Raw genomic sequence first — 18408 nt, 5'->3', positions numbered from 1 at the left:
CCCTCCCCTTGTGGGGAGGGTCGATCCGCGAAGCGGAGCGGGGTGAGGGTTCTCGTAGGGCGCAGTCCCCCACCCCGGCGCTTCGCGCCGACCCTCCCCACAAGGGGGAGGGTAAAGGAAGGGCGACGGTAAGCTCTCAGAACGTCACCGCGATAAGCACCGCCGACAGCAACCCGAACAGCCCAATCAGCAGATAGTCCGCCACCTGGTACAATTTCAGCGCCTGCCTGATGTCCTGGCTTTCCGCCGCGCGCCTACCGCCTTCGCCCATATAGGCGTCCTCGATGATGACGCCGCCATAGCTGCGCGGGCCGGCGAGCGCCAGGCCGAGTGCGCCGGCCATTGCCGCTTCCGGCCAGCCGGCATTGGGCGAGCGGTGCTTTTTGGCGTCGCGCCGCACTGCTTGCCAGGCGTTGCGGGGATCGGCGCCGTCAACGAGAAAGGCGGCGGCAACGATCAGCAACGCGGTCAGCCGGGACGCCGGCAGGTTGATCCAGTCGTCGAAGAGTGCTGCCGCGCGGCCGAAGGCCTCGTGGTGCGGGGTGCGGTGGCCGATCATCGAATCGGCGGTGTTGGCGGCCTTGTAGGCCACGCCGCCGGCCAGACCGCAGACACCTGTCCAGAAGGCGGGCGCAACGATGCCGTCGGAGAAATTCTCGGCCAGGCTTTCGATGGCGGCGCGGCTGACGCCGGCATGGTCGAGCTTCTCTGGATCGCGACCGACGATGCGCGCAACCGCAATGCGGCCGAGCGCCAGCCCGCCGGTATCCAGCGAATCGGCCACCGCCTCGACATGTTCGGTAAGGCTCTTTTGCGACAGCAGCGACGAGGCCAGGATTGCCGTGATGATCATGCCGGCAGGAAAGAGCTGCCAGAGCAGGATTTGCACGATGAAGGCGATTGCCGCCGGCACCAGCACGATCACCAGCAGCGCCTGCACGCCGCGGCGGCGACGCAGCGCGTCGGAATCAGTGTCGCGGTTGAGCCTGTGGTCGAGAAAGGCTATCAGCCTGCCGAACCAGGTGACGGGATGGCCGACGGCACGGAACAGCCAGTCCGGGTAACCCAGGATGCGTTCGATGGCCAGCGACAGGAAAGCGATCAGGATCGACATGAAGCTTTCTGATGGAGCGATTACTGTGGTGGATCACGGTGGATCCCTTGGCCGGGCGAAGGCGCTCTTCCCTCACGCGCCACAACCTTTCGTCGATCTCTCGACAGGTATCAATCCGCACTCCTACCCGCTTTTCGAGCTGCCCGCCACCGCCCTGTCACGATTGCCGGAGGCCGCGCGCCTGCGTGAGCTGGCCAGGGTCGCGGCCGGCGCCTATGGCGCGCCTTCGGCCGAGAATGTGGCGGTCGCCCCGGGCACGCAGATCCTGCTGCCGCGCGTCGCCTCGCTGGTCAGCCCCGGCAAGGCGCTGGTGCTCGGGCCGACCTATGCCGAGCATGCCAGGGCCGCCGCGATTGCCGGCCATGCGGTGGCGGAGGTCGACGATTTCGAGGCGCTTGCGGGAGCCGAAATTGCCATCGTCGTCAATCCCAACAATCCCGACGGGCGCGTCGTGTCGCGGGAGAGGCTGCTTCGGCTTGCCGAGACATTGCGCGCCATAGGCGGTCTGCTGGTCGTCGACGAAGCCTTCATGGATGTCGGCCCGCACGCGGAAAGCCTGGCCGGCGATGTCGGGCGGGGCGGCATCGTCGTGCTGCGCTCGTTTGGCAAGTTCTTCGGTCTCGCCGGCCTGCGGCTCGGCTTCGCACTTTCCGATGCGGTGACGGTCGAAAGGCTTGAAACGCAATTCGGCCCTTGGGCGGTCGCCGGCCCAGCGCTCGAATACGGCATCCGCGCGCTTGCCGACAGCGGCTGGCAGGCCGACATGCGGCGGCGGCTGGCGCAGGATGCGGCGCGGCTCGATGCGCTGCTTTCGCGCTTTGGCGTTGCTGTCGCCGGCGGCACGACGCTGTTTCGCTATCTCCGGCTTGCCGATGCACCGGGGCTGTTTTCGACGCTCGGTGAGCGCGGCATATTGCTCAGGCATTTTTCCGAGCGTCCCAGGTGCTCCGCGCGGGGCTGCCTGGAAGTCAGGAGGAATGGCAGCGGCTCGAATCGGCGCTTGCCGACTGGCACGCACGGCGCGACGATGGGTCGAAGGAGATCGCGCCATGATCCATATCTGTTCGCTGGCAAAGCTTGAGGAGACGGTGGCCAAAAGCGGCGCCGAGCGCGTGCTGTCGCTGCTCGCTGCCGGCACCGAGGTGACGCGGCCGGCCTCAATCGCGAGGGAAAACCACCTGCATCTGGTCATGCACGACATCGCGGTGGCGCAGGACGGCATGACCATGCCCGGCGAAGGCCATGTGCGCAATCTGCTCGATTTCGCCCGGAAATGGGACCGCGCCAAACCCATGGTCGTCCATTGCTATGCCGGCATCAGCCGCTCGACCGCCTCGGCCTATATCATTGCGGCGGCGCTCGCCCCGAAGCGCGACGAAGTCGAACTTGCGCAGACATTGCGGAAGCTTTCGCCCTCGGCGACACCCAATCCACGGTTGATCGCCGTCGCGGATGCTCTGCTCTCACGACAAGGCCGCATGATCGAAGCGATCGAAGCGATCGGGCGGGGCGCCGATGCTTTTGAGGGTACGCCTTTCGTGTTGAAGATCGACGGCTAAGGCGGCCCGCTATGCCAGCCAGTCGGCAAGCTTCGCCTTGCGCACATCCTTCAACAGGGTGATGAAGCCGTCGGCCTGATGCTCCGCCGTCAGTCGGCCTTTCTCGGCCGTGGCAATGCTGGCATCGCCGACCACGCCGTTGGGGTTGAGATCCCCAGCGATCCAGGCGAAAGCGTGCGTTCCGGTGTGGCGCAGCAGCGCAAATTCGGTTTCGGCGCGGGCGACCTTGGAGGCGAAATTGTCGGCCTTGGCCATGTCGACTAACTCCGGGCGAAAATGCAGCATCAACGAGGTCTCGACGTCGCCGCCATGGATGCCATGGCGGTCCTCAAGCTCGGTGTACATGCCGGCGGGGCGGCCGAAGCGCTGCCAGCTGGTCTTCACCGCCAGCATCCTCTCACGCACGCGCAGCTCGCGCGTGACGATGCCCATGATCTCTTCATTGCCGCCATGCGAGTTGACGACGATCAGTTTCCTTACGCCTGCGCGGGCAACGGACAGGCCAAGCTCGGTCCAGGTATCGACCAGGGTGGCCGCCGGCAGGGTGAGCGTGCCCGGCGCCTGCAGATGCTCGTTCGACTTGCCGACCGTTTGGACCGGCAGGATGCGGATGTCGAGATCGCCGGGCAGGCGGGCGATGACCGTCTCCAGCATGCCGTTCATGATCGAGGTGTCGGTTGATACAGGCAGATGCGGGCCGTGCTGCTCGATCGCCGCCACCGGCAGCACGGCAATCGTCGCCTCCGGATCGATCGCGGCGTATTCGGTGGTCCGGTAGTCGCCCCACCACACGCGTCTGTTTGCAACGGTCATGTCATGCCTCTTGACTGTGAGGGAGACCTAGCGCGCCAAACGTCGCCTGTCGATCACCCAGCCGCAATCGCCTCGACCTCGACCTTGAACTCCGGCCGCGCAAAGCCTGACACGATCATCAGCGTCGAGGCGGGCGCGGGGCTGGCAAACAAGCGGTCGCGGACGTCCATATAGGGCCGCAGAAAGGCGCGGTCGGTGACGTAGGCGTTTATGCGCACGATGTCGCCTAGCCCCAGCCCGGCTTCAGCCAGAATCGCCGCTATGTTTTGAAAGCAGAGCTCGGCCTGCGCGCCGGCATCCTCGGGGATCTGGTCGTCCGCCGTGATGGCGACCTGACCGGAGCACAGAACCAGCCGCTTGCCTGGCGGCACCTCGACGCCGTGGCTGTAGCGGGCGAAAGGCGGCTTGATCGACTTCGGCGCGAGGTATCTGAACATGGCAATCTCCTGTCTGCGAGAGCAGCCTAAGACGTGACCGATAGTACGTTCAAGATGTGGTGCATGGCACAAGGGCGATTGTGGACAGGCGTCCAAAAAATAGGCACGATGCCTCCCGCACAGCATGACCCGTCCGGTGTTGGCAGTGACTGCCGCGCAAGCAGGCGGCCCGGGCGGTGGCATGTGTCTTGCTTCTTGGATCAATGGTGTCGAGCCCGGCGCGTGACGCTCCGGAGCCAACAAAGGGTGGTGTCGATGTACGGAAAACAGAAGATTTCAGCGCTTGCGGTCGCGCTGCTTGGAGCCGGCACGTTCGGCGCGGCAGCAAACGAGAAGGTCACCTTCGGCACCAACTGGCTGGCCGAGCCCGAGCATGGCGGCTACTACCAGGCCGTCGCCGACGGCACCTACGCTGCATGTGGCCTCGACGTGACGATTTCGCAGGGAGGTCCGCAGGTCAGCGGGCGGCCGCTGCTGCTGGCCGGCAAGCTCGATTTCTACATGGGCGGCAATCTGCTGTCGGCTTTCGACGCCGTCCAGCAGGGCATCCCGATGCGCGTCGTCGCCGCCGATTTCCAGAAGGACCCTCAAGTCATCATGTCCCACCCGGGGCAGGGGCTGGACAAGTGGGAGGATTTGAAGAACGCCGACCAGTACATTCTCGGCGACGAGGGCGTCCAGACCTTCTTCCAGTGGATGGTCATCGAACTCGGTTTCGATGCCGCCAAGCGCGTGCCCTACACCTACAACACCGCTCCATTCCTGGCCAACAAGAAGTCGATCCAGCAGGGTTACGTCACCTCGGAACCTTTTGCGGTCAAGAAGGAAGGCGGCTTCGTGCCCAACCAGTTCCTGCTCGCCGACTATGGCTGGGACACCTATTCGACGACGATCGAGGTGATGCAGGACACGATCGACAAGCGGCCGGAGGTGGTCCAGTGCTTCGTCGATGGCTCGGCCAAGGGCTGGTACAACTACCTCTACGGCGACAACAAGGCCGCCAACGAGATGATCAAGAAAGACAATCCCGACATGAGCGACGAGCAGATTGCCTTCTCGATCGAGCAGATGAAGAAGTTCGGCCTGGCCGATTCCGGCGACACCGAAAAGCTCGGCATCGGCGCCATGAACGAAGACCGGATCAAGAGCTTTTATGACAAGATGGTCAAGGCCAAGGTCACGCCCGAGGGCATCGATATCGAGAAGGCCTATACGCTGGCCTTCATCAACAAAGGTGTCGGAATCGAGCTGAAGAAGTAATCGTGAAGCTGGAAAAGATGGCGCAGGCGCCCATGACGGCATCGGGTGAAGGCCCGATGCTGCTGACGCTGCGCCATGTCGGCAAGGTGTTTTCCAATGGCGTGACTGCATTGAGCGACGTCGATCTCGCCATCCGCGAGGGCGATTTTGTCAGCCTGCTCGGTCCGTCCGGCTGCGGCAAGTCGACGGCGTTGAGGCTGATCGCGGGCCTGTCGACGCCGACATCCGGTCAACTCGACTGGGGCGGTTCGATCGACCGCGCCAATATCGGCTTCGTCTTCCAGGAACCGACGCTGCTGCCTTGGGCCGATGTCTTCGACAATGTCTGGCTGCCGCTCAGGCTGAAAGGCGTGTCGCGTGCCAAGGCGGCGCCGGTGGTGATGGAGATGCTGGAGCGGGTGCACCTGACCGGTTTCGAAAACGCCGTGCCGCGCGAACTTTCCGGCGGCATGAAGATGCGCGTCTCGATCGCACGCGCGATGGTGACGAAGCCGCGCATTCTGTTGATGGACGAGCCGTTCGCCGCCCTCGACGAGATCACCCGCTTCAAGCTCAACAACGACCTTCTGGAGCTGTGGCAGGAAGAGCGCTTCACCGTCGTCTTCGTCACCCACAGCGTCTTCGAAAGCGTGTTCCTGTCCAACCGCGTCGTCGTCATGGCGGCGCGGCCGGGCCGCGTCCATGCCGAGTTGGCAATCGATGCCGCCTATCCACGCGACGAGGTGTTTCGCACCTCGCCCGACTATGCCGCGCTCTGCCGCCAGGCCTCGGACATCCTGGTCAACGCCATCAACACATCAGCCGGACCGCACCATGACGGCCATTGACCAGAATGCCGCAACGCTCGACGCGGAAGAGGCGGGCCGCGTACGCCAGGAGCGGCTGGAGCGGATCGGCCGGTGGGTCTTGCCGCTGGCGATCATGATCCTGGCGATCTGGCTGTGGGACCGCATTTGCGTGTGGAACGCGATCCCGCAATATATTCTGCCGCGCCCCGGCGTGGTGCTGTGGACGCTCTATAGCGATGCCGGGCTCCTGTTCTCCGCGCTGCTGGTCACGTTGCGCATAACCTTTCTCAGCCTGCTGCTCGCGGTCGTCGGCGGCGTCGGACTGGCGGTGCTGTTTGCGCAATCGAAATGGGTGGAGATGTCGTTCTTTCCCTTCGCCATCGTGCTGCAGGTAACGCCGATCGTGGCGGTCTTCCCGCTCATCAACATCTATGTGGACAACCAGACGGTGAAGCTTTTGCTTTGCGCCTGGATCGTTGCGTTCTTCCCGATCCTGTCCAACACCACGCTCGGCCTCAATTCGGTCGACCGCAATCTGCGCGACATGTTCAAGCTCAACGGCGCGACGCGCTGGCAGCAATTGCGCTATCTCAGACTGCCGGCGGCCATGCCGTATTTTCTAGGAGGCTTGAAGATAGCCGGCGGCCTGTCGCTGATCGGCGCCGTGGTGGCCGAGTTCGTCGCCGGCGCGCAGGGGCAGTCGTCGGGGCTGGCGTCGCGCATCATCGAGGCCGGCTACCGCCTCAACGCGCCAAGGCTGTTCGCGGCGCTGATCCTGATCTCGCTCACCGGCATATTGATCTTCCTGGTGCTGTCGCTGGTGTCGCATCTCATCCTGCGCCGCTGGCACGAGAGCGCGCTGAAGCAGGAGCGGTAGGGGGTTGGGTGACGTGATTGAGATGCTGGCGCGAAACACCCCCCTCTGGCCTGCCGGCCATCTCCCCCTCAAGGGGGGAGATTGGACGTCATCCGGGATTTCGCCAATTATCGACGTTGGAAGACGGGTGCTGTCGGAAAAGCTGCCAATCTCCCCCCTTGAGGGGGAGATGCCCGGCAGGGCAGAGGGGGGCGGTCCTTGATACCGACCTCTGGCTCGTACCATCTCACCAACGTCCGCCTTCACCGGTCGCTGACATCAGGTCTTGCCCCCACTTACGACACCGACGGTTTCGCGCTGGCCGACATCGCCGTCGCCGACGGTAAGCTCTCCAGCATCGCCGCGCACAAGAAATCAAAAGCGCCAGCCACCGCCATCGACCTTGCCGGCCGCATCATCCTGCCGTGCTTCGTCGACTGCCACACCCATATCGACAAGGGCCAGATCTGGCCGCGCAAACCCAATCCCGACGGCAGTTTCATGGGCGCGCTCAATGCCACCGGCGCCGACCGTGCAGCGCGCTGGAGCGCCGAGGACGTGGCGCGGCGCATGGATTTCTCTTTGCGCTCGGCCTACGCGCACGGCACCAAGGCCTTGCGCACTCATCTCGACAGCGTGCCGCCACAGGAGGAAATCTCCTGGCCGGTGTTCGAGGCGATGCGGGAGAAATGGCGCGGCCGCATCGAATTGCAGGCAGCCTGCCTGCTCGGCATCGAAGGCGTGCGCGACAGAAAGTGGTTCGAGAGGCTGGCCAAGCGTGTGGCTGCGGCCAAGGGCGTGCTCGGCGTCGTCACCTATATGGTGCCGGATCTCGAAGAGCTTCTCGACAAGGTGTTCGCCGAGGCGAACAGGCACGGGCTCGATCTCGATTTCCACGCCGACGAGACCGACGACATCGCGGCGATATCGCTGAAGAAGATTGCCGAGGCCGCACTCTGGAACGGTTTTGAGGGCAACATCCTGGTGGGACATTGCTGCTCGCTGGCGCGCCAGCCGGACCTCGACGTGCTCGACACGCTGGACAAGGTCGCCAAGGCCAAGCTTGCCGTGGTGTCGCTGCCGATGTGCAATCTCTATCTGCAGGACCGGCGCGCCGACCAGACCACGCCACGCTGGCGCGGCGTGACCTTGCTGCATGAGATGAAGGCGAGGGGCATCCCGGTCGCGGTCGCCTCCGACAACACCCGCGATCCGTTCTATGCCTATGGCGATCTCGACATGCTGGAGGTCTACCGCATGGCGACGCGCATCCTGCATTTCGACCATCCGGTCGGCGACTGGCCGCAGACGGTGGCGGCGACGCCGGCCAAGGTGATGCGGCTCGACGGTGTCGGGACACTGACAGCCGGTGGCAGCGCCGATTTCATCGTCTTCAAAGGGCGGAGCTGGACGGAATTGCTGTCGCGGCCCGAATCGGATCGCATCGTCGTGCGCAACGGCCGAGCGATCGACAGGCAATTGCCCGACTATGCCGAGCTCGACGAACTGATGGTGGAATGATGGATGTTTCGGCGCTCAAACGCGATCTCGACGGGATAAAGCTCGACGACAATCCGGCCATCGTCCAGCAGAAGAGCCGCGACTTCTACTGGTACAGCCCGGTGCTGAAGCAGCAGCTCGACCACGTCACCGGCGACCTGATCGTGACGCCCAGGAACGAGGCCGAACTGATCCGCGTGCTTGCCGCTTGCCACCGTCATGGCGTTCCGGTGACGCCGCGCGGCAGCGGCACCGGCAATTACGGCCAGGCGATGCCGCTGTCGGGCGGCGTGGTTTTGAACCTCGCCGAGATGAACGAGATCAAGGCCATAGCGCCGGGCCGCGTCGTCACCGGGCCGGGCGCGATCCTCGCCGACATCGACAGAGCGACGCGCGCGCATTCCGGGCAGGAACTGCGGCTGTCGCCGTCGACCTACAACACCGCCTCGATCGGCGGCTTCATCGCCGGCGGCTCGGGCGGCGTTGGCTCGATCAATTTCGGCGGTCTGCGTGATTTCGGCAATGTGCTGCGCCTGCGCGTCGTCACTATGGAGGCGGAGCCGAAGGCGCTCGAACTCGCCGGCGAGGACCTGCACAAGGTCACCCACGCCTATGGCACCAACGGCATCATCACCGAGGTCGAGATGCCGCTGACTGCAGCCTATGAATGGATCGACGTGATCGTCGGCTTCGACGCTTTCATGCCGGCAGCCCGCTACGGCAACGCGCTGGCACGCCAGGACGGCATCCTGACCAAGCTGATCACGCCGGTCGCCGCGCCCGTGCCGCAGCTCTATTTCAAGCGCCACCAGAAGTACTTCCGGGGTGGGCAAAGCATCTGCGTCGTCATGGTTGCCCGGCATGGGGTAGACGCGTTCCTCGCCTTCACCCGCCGCGCCGGCGGCGAAGTCATCTTCAATGCGGCGACGGCCACGGACGAAGAGAAAAAGGGCCTGCCGCCGGGCTTCGAACTGGCGTGGAACCACACCACGCTCAGGGCACTGCGGGTCGATCCCGCGATCACCTATCTGCAATCGCTCTATCCGTTTCCCAACCAGCTGGCGCTGGTGGAGAAGATGGACGCGATGTTTCCGAACGAGGTCTTTTCGCATCTCGAATTCGTGCGCCTCGACGGCAACATCACCTGCTTCGGCCTGCCGCTGGTGAAATTCACCACCGAGGCGCGGCTCAACGAAATCATCCGGCTGCATGAGGAGAACGGCTGCCCGATCTTCAACCCGCACCGCTACACACTGGAAGAGGGCGGCATGAAGCAGACGGATGAAATCCAGCTCGCCTTCAAGCGCGAGACCGATCCGCAAGGCCTGCTCAATCCCGGCAAGATGATCGCCTGGGAAAATCCGGATTACGACTATCGCTCGGGCCGGACTTTTTTGTTCAAGGGGTTGCAGAAAGCAGAATGAGCAGAGGTTTGAGCTTGAGCACCCCCCTCTGTCCTGCCGGCACAGGCCCTACGCTGCCGCTTCGGGCGTTCGTCGTTTGGAAAGCCAAGCAATTGGCTTCCCATCGGCTTCGCCGACCACTTCTCACCCCCCGCAAGGGGGGAGATTGGCAGCCTGAACGCCGCGGCCAATCTGACACGCTGACAATTAGTGAAAGCGATGCGGCAGTCCGATCTCCCCCCTTGAGGGGGAGATGCCCGGCAGGGCAGAGGGGGGTGCCTCGCGCCCACCTCGCAAGTATTTCCCCATGAAAGTCCTCGTCCTCTACGCACACCCGGTGGAGACCAGCTTCAATGCAGGTCTGCACCGCACGATCGTCGAGCGGCTGACGGCCGCCGGCCATGAGGTCGACGATTGCGATCTCTATGCCGAGGATTTCGACCCCAGGCTGACGCGCGGGGAGAGGCTGGATTATCATAACCAACGCAGCCCTGCGGACCCGGCCGCGCCCTATGTCGAGCGGCTGCTCAAGGCCGAGGCGCTGGTGCTGTCATATCCCGTCTGGAACTACGGCTTCCCGGCCATACTGAAAGGCTTTTTCGACCGCGTGTTTCTGCCCGGCGTGTCGTTCAAGCTGGTCGACGGCAAGGCGCAGCCTTCGCTCCACAACATCCGCAAGCTGACCGCCGTCACCACCTATGGCGGCAGCCGCTTCCGCGCCATGCTGATGGGCGATCCGCCACGCAGATTGGTCAAGCGGATGCTGCGCGCGACGATCAGGCCCGGCGCCTCGGTGTCCTACCTCGCTCATTATTCGATGAACCTGTCGACCGACGAGACGCGGGCAGCCTTCATGGCCAAGGTCGCGGCCGGGATGGATGAATTCTGATGCGCGTGCTGGTGGTCTATTGCCATCCGGTGCCCGAAAGCTTTTGCGCAGCCATCAGAGATGCCGCAGTCGATGTGCTGAAGGCACGCGGCTGGGAGGTGCGGCTGCTCGACCTCTATGCGGAGAAATTCGATCCGGTGATGGGCTGCGAAGAGCGACGCGCCTACAATGAGCGGGCGCCGGAGGATCCGGCCCTAAAACCGCATTTCGAGCATCTCGCCTGGGCTGAGGCGATCCTGTTCATCTATCCGACCTGGTGGTACGGGCTGCCGGCCATGCTGAAGGGCTGGCTCGACCGGGTCTGGGCGACCGATGTCGCCTTCAAGCTGGGCAAGGGGCGCATCACGTCGCTGATGACACATGTCACCAGGGTCGGCGTCATCACCACCTGCGGCGCGCCGACCTGGTGGAGCGTCGTCGTCGGCCAGCCCGGCCGCAAGACCTTGCTGCGCGGTATGCGCGCGCTGTGCGCCCGCCGCTGCCGGACGTTTTTCCTGGCGCACTACCTGATGGACGCCTCGACGCCAAGGACGAGGGCGGCGTTTCTGGTGAAGGTGCGGACGAAGCTGGAGCGGTTTTGAGCTTCTTCACCCTCCCTTGTGGGGAGGGTCGCGCAGCAAATGCCGCAAGGCGGCTTTTGCGAAGCGGGGTGGGGGTCTCGTAGGGCGCACCCCCACCCCGTCTCGCAATCGCCGCTTCGCTCCGACTGCGAGTCGACCCTCCCACAAGGGGGAGGGTAAAAAGGTGCTACATCCTCGTCCGTTCCGCCTTGGGATCGTACATCGGCTTCAGCGATGCTTCCGCCGCAAAACGCTCGCCGGCGATCTCGATCTCGTAGGACGAGGCCAGCACATCCGCCTCGCTCTCGCCCTGGCAGGGCACATAGCCCAGTCCGATCGCGCCGCCGAGATGGTGGCCGTAATTCCCCGATGTGATCGGGCCGACGATCTTGCCGTCGCGCAGGATCGCCTCGTTGTGGAAGAGCAGGGGTTCAGGGTCTTTCAAACGGAACTGCACCAGCCGGCGCGACAGGCCGGCTTCTTTTCTCTTCAGCACCGCATCGCGGCCGATGAACTCGCCCTTGGCGGTTTTGACCGCAAAGCCGAGGCCGGCCTCCAGCACATTGTCCTCGTCGGTGATGTCGTGGCCGAAATGCCGAAACGCCTTTTCGAGGCGACAGGAATCCAGCGTGTGCAGGCCGCAAAGTTTCAGGCCGATATCGCCGCCGGCCTCGTCGATCGCCTCGAAGACATGAGCCGCCTGGTCGGTAGAGACATAAAGCTCCCAGCCGAGTTCGCCGACATAGGTGACGCGGTGGGCGCGGGCGAGGCCCATGCCGATCTCGATCTCCTGGAAGGTGCCGAACGGATTGTTCTCGTTGGAGAAATCGTTAGGGCTGACTTTCTGGATCAGCTTTCGCGCATCCGGACCCATCAGGCAGAGCACGCTTTCTGCCGCCGTCACATCGGTGATGACAACGAATTCCTCGCCGACATGCCGGCGCAGCCAGGCGAGGTCGCGTTGCAACGTCGCGCCCGGTACGACGAGGAAATAGGCCGTGTCCGACAGCCGCGACACGGTAAGATCGCTCTCGATGCCGCCGCGCTGGTTGAGCATCTGAGTGTAGACGATCTTGCCCGGCGCCACGTCCATGTCGTTGGCGCAGAGCCTTTGCAGGAACGCGCAGGCATCGCGGCCCTCGACACGGATCTTGCCGAACGAGGTCATGTCGAACAGGCCGACCTTGTTGCGGACCGCCAGGTGTTCCTCGCGCTGGTTGTCGAACCAGTTCTGCCGCTTCCAGGAATAGCGGTATTCGCGCTCTTGCCCTTCGCGGGCGAACCAGTTGGCGCGCTCCCAGCCGGCGACTTCGCCGAAGACCGCGCCGCGCGCCCTCAGGTGTTCATGCAGGGGCGATCGCCTGACATTCCTGGACGTTGCCATCTGCCGGTAGGGGAAATGGTCGGCATAGAGCAGGCCGAGCGTCTCGGAGACCCGCTCCTTGAGATAGCGGCGGTTCTTCTGGAATGGCTGGGCGCGGCGGATGTCGACTTCCCAGAGGTCGAAGGGCGCTTCGCCGTCATTGATCCACTGCGCCAGCACCATGCCGGCGCCGCCGGACGACACGATGCCGATCGAGTTGTAGCCGGTCGCCATCCAGTAGCCCGACAGCTCCGGCGCTTCGCCGAGATAGTAGCGGTCGTCGGGGGTAAAGCTTTCGGGGCCGTTGAAGAAGGTGTGAATGCCGGCGGTTGCCAGCATCGGCATGCGGTTGACGCCCATCTCGAGGATCGGCTCGAAATGCTCCATGTCCTCCGGCAACTGGTCGAAGCAGAAATCCTCGCTTATGCCGTCCATGCCCCAGGGCTTGGCCACCGGCTCGAAGGCGCCGAGCATCATCTTGCCGGCGTCTTCCTTGTAGTAGGCGCACTCATCCGGCACGCGCAGCACCGGCAGCCGGCCAAGGCCGGGGATCGGCTCGGTGACGAGATAAAAATGCTCGCAGGCATGCAGCGGGATGGTGACGCCGTTCTGGGCGCCGAGTTCGCGCGCCCACATGCCGGCGCAGTTGACGACGATGTCGGCCTCGATCGTGCCCTGGTCGTCGCCTTGCGCCCACGACACGCCGGTGACGCGACCGGCCTTGGTGTGGACCTTGGTGACCTTCACATTCTCGACGACTGTGGCGCCGCGCTGGCGGGCGCCCTTGGCCAGCGCCATGGCGATGTTGGCCGGATCGCACTGGCCGTCGAGCGGCAGATGCACGGCGCCGACCACATCGGACACGTTGAGATGCGGGTACATCTCCTTGACTTCACCAGGCGAAATCTCGCGCACATCGACATCGAAGGCGCGGGCGAGCGAGGCCTGCCGGTAAATCTCGTGCTTGCGCTCCTCGGTCAGCGCCACGGTGATCGAGCCGACCTGGCGCATGCCGGTGCCGACTTCCGTTTCGGCTTCCAGCTTGACGTAGAGGTCGGCCGAATATTTGGCCAGCCGCGTCATGTTCTGCGAGCCGCGCAGCTGGCCGATCAGGCCGGCGGCGTGCCAGGTCGTACCCGAGGTCAGCTGCTTGCGTTCGAGCAGCACGATGTCGGTCCAGCCGAGCTTGGCCAGGTGGTAGGCGACCGAACAGCCGGAGACACCGCCGCCGATAATAACCGCGCGGGCCTTGGTGGGAATGCTTCTGGTCATGCGGCCTCGCGGCGATAGCCGGATGCGAAGCGGCGCAGGCGTTTTGCGGCTTCCTGAAGCACCGGTTCCGGTTGGCAGAGGCTGATGCGGATGTGGCCGGCAGCGGCCTTGCCGAAGCTGGAACCCGGCATGACGCCGACACTCTCCTGGTCGAGAAAGGCCCAGGCGAATTTCTCGTCGTCGGGCTCGACGGCGGAGATGTCGAGCATGACATACATGCCGCCCTCCGAGCCGTGCACGCTGACATTGTTCATGCCGCGCACGGCGTCGAGCAGGACGGTGCGGCGTGCCGCATAGCGTTCGGCGATCTCTTTCACGCCATAGCGGTTCTCCAGCGCCTCGGCGCAGGCGATCGAGATGAAGGCCGGCAGGCCGTAGGTCGTCACCAGATTGAGATTGGTCAACAGCGTGATCATCTGCGCTGGGCCGGTCAGCCAGCCCATGCGCCAGCCGGTCATGCCATGGCTCTTGGACATCGAATTGATGACCAGCGTGCGCTCTGCCATGCCGGGCAGGCCGCGCGGCGAGATGTGCTCGCCGCCGCCGAGCGTCCAGTAGACCTCGTCCGACAGCAGCCAGAGATCGTGCTCGCGGCAGATCTCGGCCAGCTCTTCCAGACGCTCGCGCGAATAGACGGCGCCGGTCGGGTTGTTCGGCGTGTTGATCAAAATGGCGCGCGTGTTGGGCTTGAGCGCCGCGCGGATCATCTCGGCGTGCGGCTGGAAACCGTCTTCGGCCGGCGTCTCGACGACGGTGAAGCTGGCGCCGGCGGCGCTGAAGGTGTTGGGATAAGTCGCGTAGTAGGGCGCCACCACGATAGCGTGGTCGCCTTGGTCGAGAACGGCCTGCACGGCCGCGTAAAGGGCAGCCTGGCCGCCCGGCGTGGCGATAACTTGGTCAGGTGCCGTCTCGACCCCGGTGCAAGCGGTCGAGGCCGCCGCCATCGCCCTGCGCAGGCGCGGAACGCCGGAAAGCGGGGTGTAGTGATGGTTGCTGCCGCGAACCGCCGTCACGCAGGCTTCGATCGTCTGGCTCGGCGTATCGAAATCATGGTCGCCGACCGACAGCATGATGATGTCCTGGCCGGCCTCCTTGCGGGCCCAGGCCTCGGTGTGGACCTCCCAGCCATCCTTGCCCGAAGGCACGATGCCGGAAATGCGCGATGACGGTCTGGGCATCAGGATACTCCCGAGATTTCGTAGCCGGCCTGTTCCAGCTGGTCGCGCAACGCGGCGATGTGGGCAGGGCCGACTTCGCAGCAGCCGCCGACGATGGTGGCGCCAGCGGCGACCCAGCCGAGCGCCTGGTCGGCATAGGCATCCGGATCAAGGTCGTGGCGTGCGTGCAGCACTTCGACCGTTCCGCCATGCTTGAGCGCTTCGACAGAGGTGAAGCCATTGGCATAGGCGCCGACCGGGCCGCCGAGAGCAATCAATTCGGGCAGTGCCGCGGCGATCGCTTCTGGCCGGCAGCAATTCACCAGGCGCGCTGCAACCGTCAGGCCGTCGAGGGCGTCCGCCGCTGCCGCTATTGTTTCGCCGCTGCGCAGCCGCGGCGCGCCGTGATCGGCGAGCGTCCAAGACACCCAGACAGGTTTGCCGCTTTCCGACGCAGCGGTAACGGCCGCACGGCCTTCCTCGGCTGAGGCCATGGTCTCGCACAGGAACAGGTCGACGCCGTCGGTCTGCTCGGCGACGATGCGGCGATAGATGTCCAGCGTCTCCTGGAACGATACGGTCAGCGCCGGCGCATAGCTGCCGAACAGCGGTGACAGGCAGCCGGCGATCGCTGCATCGCCTGCCTCGTCGCGTGCCTGTCTTGCCAATTCGATGCCGCGCTTCTGCAAGGGCTTGAAGAGGTCTTCTGCTCCTTCCCGCGCGAGCCGCTCCGGCGTTGCCGAATAGGTGTTGATGGTGATGACGCGAGCGCCGGCCCGGATGAATTCGGCATGCAGGTCACGCACCAGATCCGGCTCGTCGATCAGCACCCTGGCCGACCAGAGCGGCGTCGGCTCGGAGCTGCTGCGGCGGACCAGTTCCTGGCCCATGCCGCCATCGGTGAGAATGACTTTCTTCATGCTCTCAATCTTTCGTTTTTCGGATCCCACAGCGGCTCGTCTTTCTGCACGACCGCCTTGAAACGATCGCCAAAAATTTCAATCTCGATCGCGGTATTGGGTTCAGCCAGGTCGGCGCGCAGCATGCCGAGCGCGATCGATTTGTCGATGCGATGCCCCCAGCCGCCGGACGTCGTCTCGCCGACGATCTTGCCGTCATGCCAGAGCGTCGACACCGACGGCGCGTCGCAATCGCCGGGGTTTTCGACCACCAGCGTGACGAAGCGCTTCTTTACGCCTTGCTGCTTTTCGTTCTGCAGGGCTGCCTTGCCGCGGAAGTCGGGCTTGTCCCATTTTACGAAGCGCTCGAGCCCGCCCTGCAGGACCGTATAGTCGGTCGACAGGTCGCCCTTCCAGGTCCGGTAGCCCTTTTCGAGGCGCAGCGAATCCAGCGCATACATGCCGAACGGTTTCAGACCGTGTTTTTGTCCCGCCGCCCAGATGGCGTCGAAGATGGCGGCGGTGTCTCCCACCTTGGTGTGGATTTCCCAGCCGAGTTCGCCGGCGAAGGATACCCGCACCAGCTTCGCCCAGCGGCCGGCGATGGTGGTTTCCTGATGCGTCAGCCAGGGCAGCGAGAGATCCGCGCCACAGACCTCGGCCAGGATCTTGCGCGAATTGGGACCGGCGAGAATTTGCGTCGAATAGTCTTCGGTCCTGTCGGTGAGGGTGAAAGCTGCGTCCTTCGGCAGGCGCGACTTCAGCCATTCGAAATCGTGCCACTGCGCTACCGCCGCGGTGATCAGCGTCATCTGCTCTTCGCCATGGCGCACCACCGACATCTCGGTGACGATGCGGCCCTTGTCGTCGGCGAAATAGGCGAGGCCGATTCGGCCGGGCTTGGGCACCAGACCGGTGACCTGCAGCGCCAGCCATTCGGCTGCGCCAGGACCTTCGAGGTTGAAGCGCGAGAAGCCGGGCAGGTCCAGAATGCCGGCGGCGTCGCGCACCGCCAGGCATTCTTCGCGCACGCGGTGCTGCCACGGCCCGTCGCGGCGGAAGGTGAGTGTTGCTTCTTCCGACGTGTCGTCACCGGGTTGCGCATACCAGGTGGCACGCTCCCAGCCATTATAGGCGTCGAACTGGGCGCCGAGCGCCTTGATGCGATCGTGGATCGGCGACAGCTTGCGGTCGCGCCCGGCCGGCCAAGCATGGCGCGGAAACTGGATGGCGTATTCGTTGCCGTAGATCTCCATACCCTTGGCGACGCTATAGTCGGGGGCGGCCGCAAATGAGGTGAAGCGGCGCGGGTCGCAGGACCACATGTCCCATTCGGTCTGGCCTTGCGTCACCCATTCGGCCAGCACCTTGCCGGCACCGCCGCCCTGGGCGATGCCGAACGTGAAGACACAGGCCTCGAAAGCGTTCGGAACGCCGGGCATTGGACCGATCAGCGGATTGCCGTCCGGCGCGTAAGGGATCGGCCCGTTGATCACCTTGGACAGGCCGCCAGTGCCGAGGATCGGCACGCGGGCGACGGCATCGGCAAGGTAGTGCTCGAGACGGTCGAGATCGTCGGGGAAGAGCTGGAAGGAAAAATCCTCCGGCATCGGGTCGTGGTGGGTTGCCCAATGCGCGCGGCAATTGCGCTCATAGGGGCCGAGATTCATGCCGTTCTTTTCCTGGCGCAGATAGTAGGAGGTGTCGACGTCGCGCAGCAGCGGCAGCTTCTTGCCCTGCTCCTTCGACCACGCCACCAGTTCGGGTATCTCCTCGAACAAGATGTACTGATGGCTCATCACCATCATCGGGACGTCGCGGCCGAACATTTTGCCGACTTCGGCGGCACGGTAGCCGGCGGCATTGACGACGATCTCGCAACGGATCTCGCCTTGCGGCGTCTCGACAACCCATTCGTCGTTGTCGCGACGCACACCTGACACCGGACAGAAGCGGACGATCTTGGCGCCCATGTCGCGCGCACCCTTGGCCAGTGCCTGCGTCAGCTGCGCGGGGTCGATGTCGCCGTCGTTTGGATCGTAGAGCGCACCTTTGAGGTCATGCGTCTCGATGAAGGGATAGCGGCGCTTGATCTCCTCGGGGCCGACAATGTCGATGTCCATGCCCTGGTAGCGGCCCATGCCCTTGGCGCGCTGGAACTCCTGCATGCGCTCCTTGGTGTGGGCGAGCCGCAGCGAGCCGGTAACGTGGTAGTTCATGGATAGTCGACGGCATCAGCCAAGTCGCGATAGAGCTCGGTCGAATAGCGCTGCATGTTCATCAGCGACCAGGACGACGAGAAGGTCGGCACATTGCCGGCGGCATGCCAGGTCGAGCCCGATGTCAGCTCGTTCTTTTCAAGCAGCACGCAATCGGTCCAGCCCGCCTTGCAAAGGTGGTAGAGCGAGGAGGTGCCGACGACACCGCCTCCGATGATCACCACGCGTGCCGTGGTTGGCAAACCGGCCATATTCTTCTCCCAAACCTGAAGCGCGCTGCGCTTCTATCTTTTTGCTTGATGCATGTCGTTTCCCAAAC

The 18408-nt window shown here is 64.3% G+C and carries 14 protein-coding genes and 2 pseudogenes; 9 read left to right on the top strand and 7 right to left on the bottom strand.

The features are described 5' to 3' along the window. Positions 1-136: 136 nt before the first annotated feature. A complete protein-coding gene (gene cbiB, locus NLY44_RS11210; RefSeq protein WP_023805481.1) occupies positions 137-1114 on the bottom strand; it encodes an adenosylcobinamide-phosphate synthase CbiB in 978 nt (325 codons plus the stop codon). Between cbiB and cobD the strand changes: the two are divergent. Together cobD and NLY44_RS11200 are read left to right on the top strand one after the other, a co-directional pair. Continuing rightward, a pseudogene (cobD, locus tag NLY44_RS11205) lies at positions 1113-2167 on the top strand (threonine-phosphate decarboxylase CobD). The gene cbiB and the pseudogene cobD overlap by 2 nt on opposite strands. Continuing rightward, positions 2164-2673, top strand: coding sequence for a tyrosine phosphatase family protein (locus NLY44_RS11200; RefSeq protein ID WP_023690280.1), 510 nt, complete (start codon positions 2164-2166; stop codon positions 2671-2673). The pseudogene cobD and the gene NLY44_RS11200 overlap by 4 nt, the downstream one beginning before the upstream one ends. Before the next feature lie 9 nt (positions 2674-2682). Here NLY44_RS11200 and NLY44_RS11195 read toward each other — a convergent pair whose 3' ends face one another. Together NLY44_RS11195 and NLY44_RS11190 are read right to left on the bottom strand one after the other, a co-directional pair. Beyond that, positions 2683-3486: a creatininase family protein gene (locus NLY44_RS11195; protein ID WP_023805479.1), complete on the bottom strand. Its 804-nt coding sequence runs from the start codon at positions 3484-3486 to the stop codon at positions 2683-2685. A 53-nt stretch (positions 3487-3539) separates the two neighbouring features. Next, positions 3540-3923 (bottom strand): RidA family protein, encoded by a 384-nt coding sequence (locus NLY44_RS11190; protein WP_023670775.1) that lies wholly within the window; start codon positions 3921-3923, stop codon positions 3540-3542. Between the two features lie 255 nt (positions 3924-4178). Between NLY44_RS11190 and NLY44_RS11185 the strand changes: the two genes are divergently transcribed. The 7 genes from NLY44_RS11185 to NLY44_RS11155 all read left to right on the top strand — a co-directional run bounded on the left by NLY44_RS11185 (position 4179) and on the right by NLY44_RS11155 (position 11200). Continuing rightward, complete coding sequence (locus NLY44_RS11185) at positions 4179-5183, top strand: ABC transporter substrate-binding protein (protein WP_023733789.1); 1005 nt, start codon at positions 4179-4181, stop codon at positions 5181-5183. Between the two features lie 2 nt (positions 5184-5185). Continuing rightward, positions 5186-6010 (top strand): ABC transporter ATP-binding protein, encoded by an 825-nt coding sequence (locus NLY44_RS11180; protein ID WP_023670773.1) that lies wholly within the window; start codon positions 5186-5188, stop codon positions 6008-6010. Continuing rightward, on the top strand, positions 5997-6848 hold the full coding sequence (locus tag NLY44_RS11175; protein ID WP_023670772.1) for an ABC transporter permease: 852 nt from the start codon (positions 5997-5999) through the stop codon (positions 6846-6848). Before NLY44_RS11180 ends, NLY44_RS11175 begins: the two co-directional genes overlap by 14 nt. A gap of 198 nt (positions 6849-7046) precedes the next feature. Continuing rightward, the gene (locus NLY44_RS11170; RefSeq protein ID WP_023700356.1) at positions 7047-8348 is read left to right on the top strand and encodes a cytosine deaminase; all 1302 of its coding nucleotides are present in this window, start codon (positions 7047-7049) and stop codon (positions 8346-8348) included. Next, on the top strand, positions 8348-9751 hold the full coding sequence (locus NLY44_RS11165) for an FAD-binding oxidoreductase (protein ID WP_031201851.1): 1404 nt from the start codon (positions 8348-8350) through the stop codon (positions 9749-9751). The genes NLY44_RS11170 and NLY44_RS11165 overlap by 1 nt, the downstream gene beginning before the upstream one ends. A 286-nt stretch (positions 9752-10037) precedes the next feature. After that, positions 10038-10619: an NAD(P)H-dependent oxidoreductase gene (locus NLY44_RS11160; protein WP_023700354.1), complete on the top strand. Its 582-nt coding sequence runs from the start codon at positions 10038-10040 to the stop codon at positions 10617-10619. Beyond that, a complete protein-coding gene (locus NLY44_RS11155; protein ID WP_023700353.1) occupies positions 10619-11200 on the top strand; it encodes an NAD(P)H-dependent oxidoreductase in 582 nt (193 codons plus the stop codon). The genes NLY44_RS11160 and NLY44_RS11155 overlap by 1 nt, the downstream gene beginning before the upstream one ends. Positions 11201-11366: 166 nt before the next feature. Here the strand turns inward: NLY44_RS11155 and NLY44_RS11150 are convergent, their stop codons facing one another. From NLY44_RS11150 to NLY44_RS11135, 4 genes and pseudogenes are all read right to left on the bottom strand, one after another. Continuing rightward, entirely contained in the window at positions 11367-13814 is a 2448-nt protein-coding gene (locus NLY44_RS11150) for a GcvT family protein (protein WP_023700352.1), read from the bottom strand. Beyond that, positions 13811-14992 (bottom strand): pyridoxal phosphate-dependent aminotransferase, encoded by a 1182-nt coding sequence (locus NLY44_RS11145; protein ID WP_023700351.1) that lies wholly within the window; start codon positions 14990-14992, stop codon positions 13811-13813. The genes NLY44_RS11150 and NLY44_RS11145 overlap by 4 nt, the downstream gene beginning before the upstream one ends. Further along, entirely contained in the window at positions 14992-15891 is a 900-nt protein-coding gene (locus NLY44_RS11140) for a homocysteine S-methyltransferase family protein (RefSeq protein WP_023700350.1), read from the bottom strand. The genes NLY44_RS11145 and NLY44_RS11140 overlap by 1 nt, the downstream gene beginning before the upstream one ends. Next, positions 15888-18340, bottom strand: a pseudogene (locus NLY44_RS11135) (GcvT family protein). The gene NLY44_RS11140 and the pseudogene NLY44_RS11135 overlap by 4 nt, the downstream one beginning before the upstream one ends. Between the last annotated feature and the right edge of the window lie 68 nt (positions 18341-18408).

Origin of the sequence: Mesorhizobium sp. C089B (assembly GCF_030323125.1) — a bacterium.
Taxonomy (GTDB): domain Bacteria; phylum Pseudomonadota; class Alphaproteobacteria; order Rhizobiales; family Rhizobiaceae; genus Mesorhizobium.
The sequence above is the reverse complement of the archived record's forward strand: the minus strand, read 5'-3'. Positions and strand labels throughout refer to the sequence as shown.

Bases quoted from the DNA above. Each gene is read 5' to 3' on its own strand.
- NLY44_RS11185 (WP_023733789.1), top strand. From the start codon at position 4,179: ATGTACGGAAAACAGAAGATTTCAGCGCTTGCGGTCGCGCTGCTTGGA.
- NLY44_RS11155 (WP_023700353.1), top strand. From the start codon at position 10,619: ATGCGCGTGCTGGTGGTCTATTGCCATCCGGTGCCCGAAAGCTTTTGC.
- NLY44_RS11190 (WP_023670775.1), bottom strand. From the start codon at position 3,923: ATGTTCAGATACCTCGCGCCGAAGTCGATCAAGCCGCCTTTCGCCCGC.
- NLY44_RS11150 (WP_023700352.1), bottom strand. From the start codon at position 13,814: ATGACCAGAAGCATTCCCACCAAGGCCCGCGCGGTTATTATCGGCGGC.
- NLY44_RS11145 (WP_023700351.1), bottom strand. From the start codon at position 14,992: ATGCCCAGACCGTCATCGCGCATTTCCGGCATCGTGCCTTCGGGCAAG.
- cbiB (WP_023805481.1), bottom strand. From the start codon at position 1,114: ATGTCGATCCTGATCGCTTTCCTGTCGCTGGCCATCGAACGCATCCTG.
- NLY44_RS11175 (WP_023670772.1), top strand. From the start codon at position 5,997: ATGACGGCCATTGACCAGAATGCCGCAACGCTCGACGCGGAAGAGGCG.
- NLY44_RS11200 (WP_023690280.1), top strand. From the start codon at position 2,164: ATGATCCATATCTGTTCGCTGGCAAAGCTTGAGGAGACGGTGGCCAAA.
- NLY44_RS11160 (WP_023700354.1), top strand. From the start codon at position 10,038: ATGAAAGTCCTCGTCCTCTACGCACACCCGGTGGAGACCAGCTTCAAT.
- NLY44_RS11195 (WP_023805479.1), bottom strand. From the start codon at position 3,486: ATGACCGTTGCAAACAGACGCGTGTGGTGGGGCGACTACCGGACCACC.
- NLY44_RS11140 (WP_023700350.1), bottom strand. From the start codon at position 15,891: ATGAAGAAAGTCATTCTCACCGATGGCGGCATGGGCCAGGAACTGGTC.
- NLY44_RS11165 (WP_031201851.1), top strand. From the start codon at position 8,348: ATGGATGTTTCGGCGCTCAAACGCGATCTCGACGGGATAAAGCTCGAC.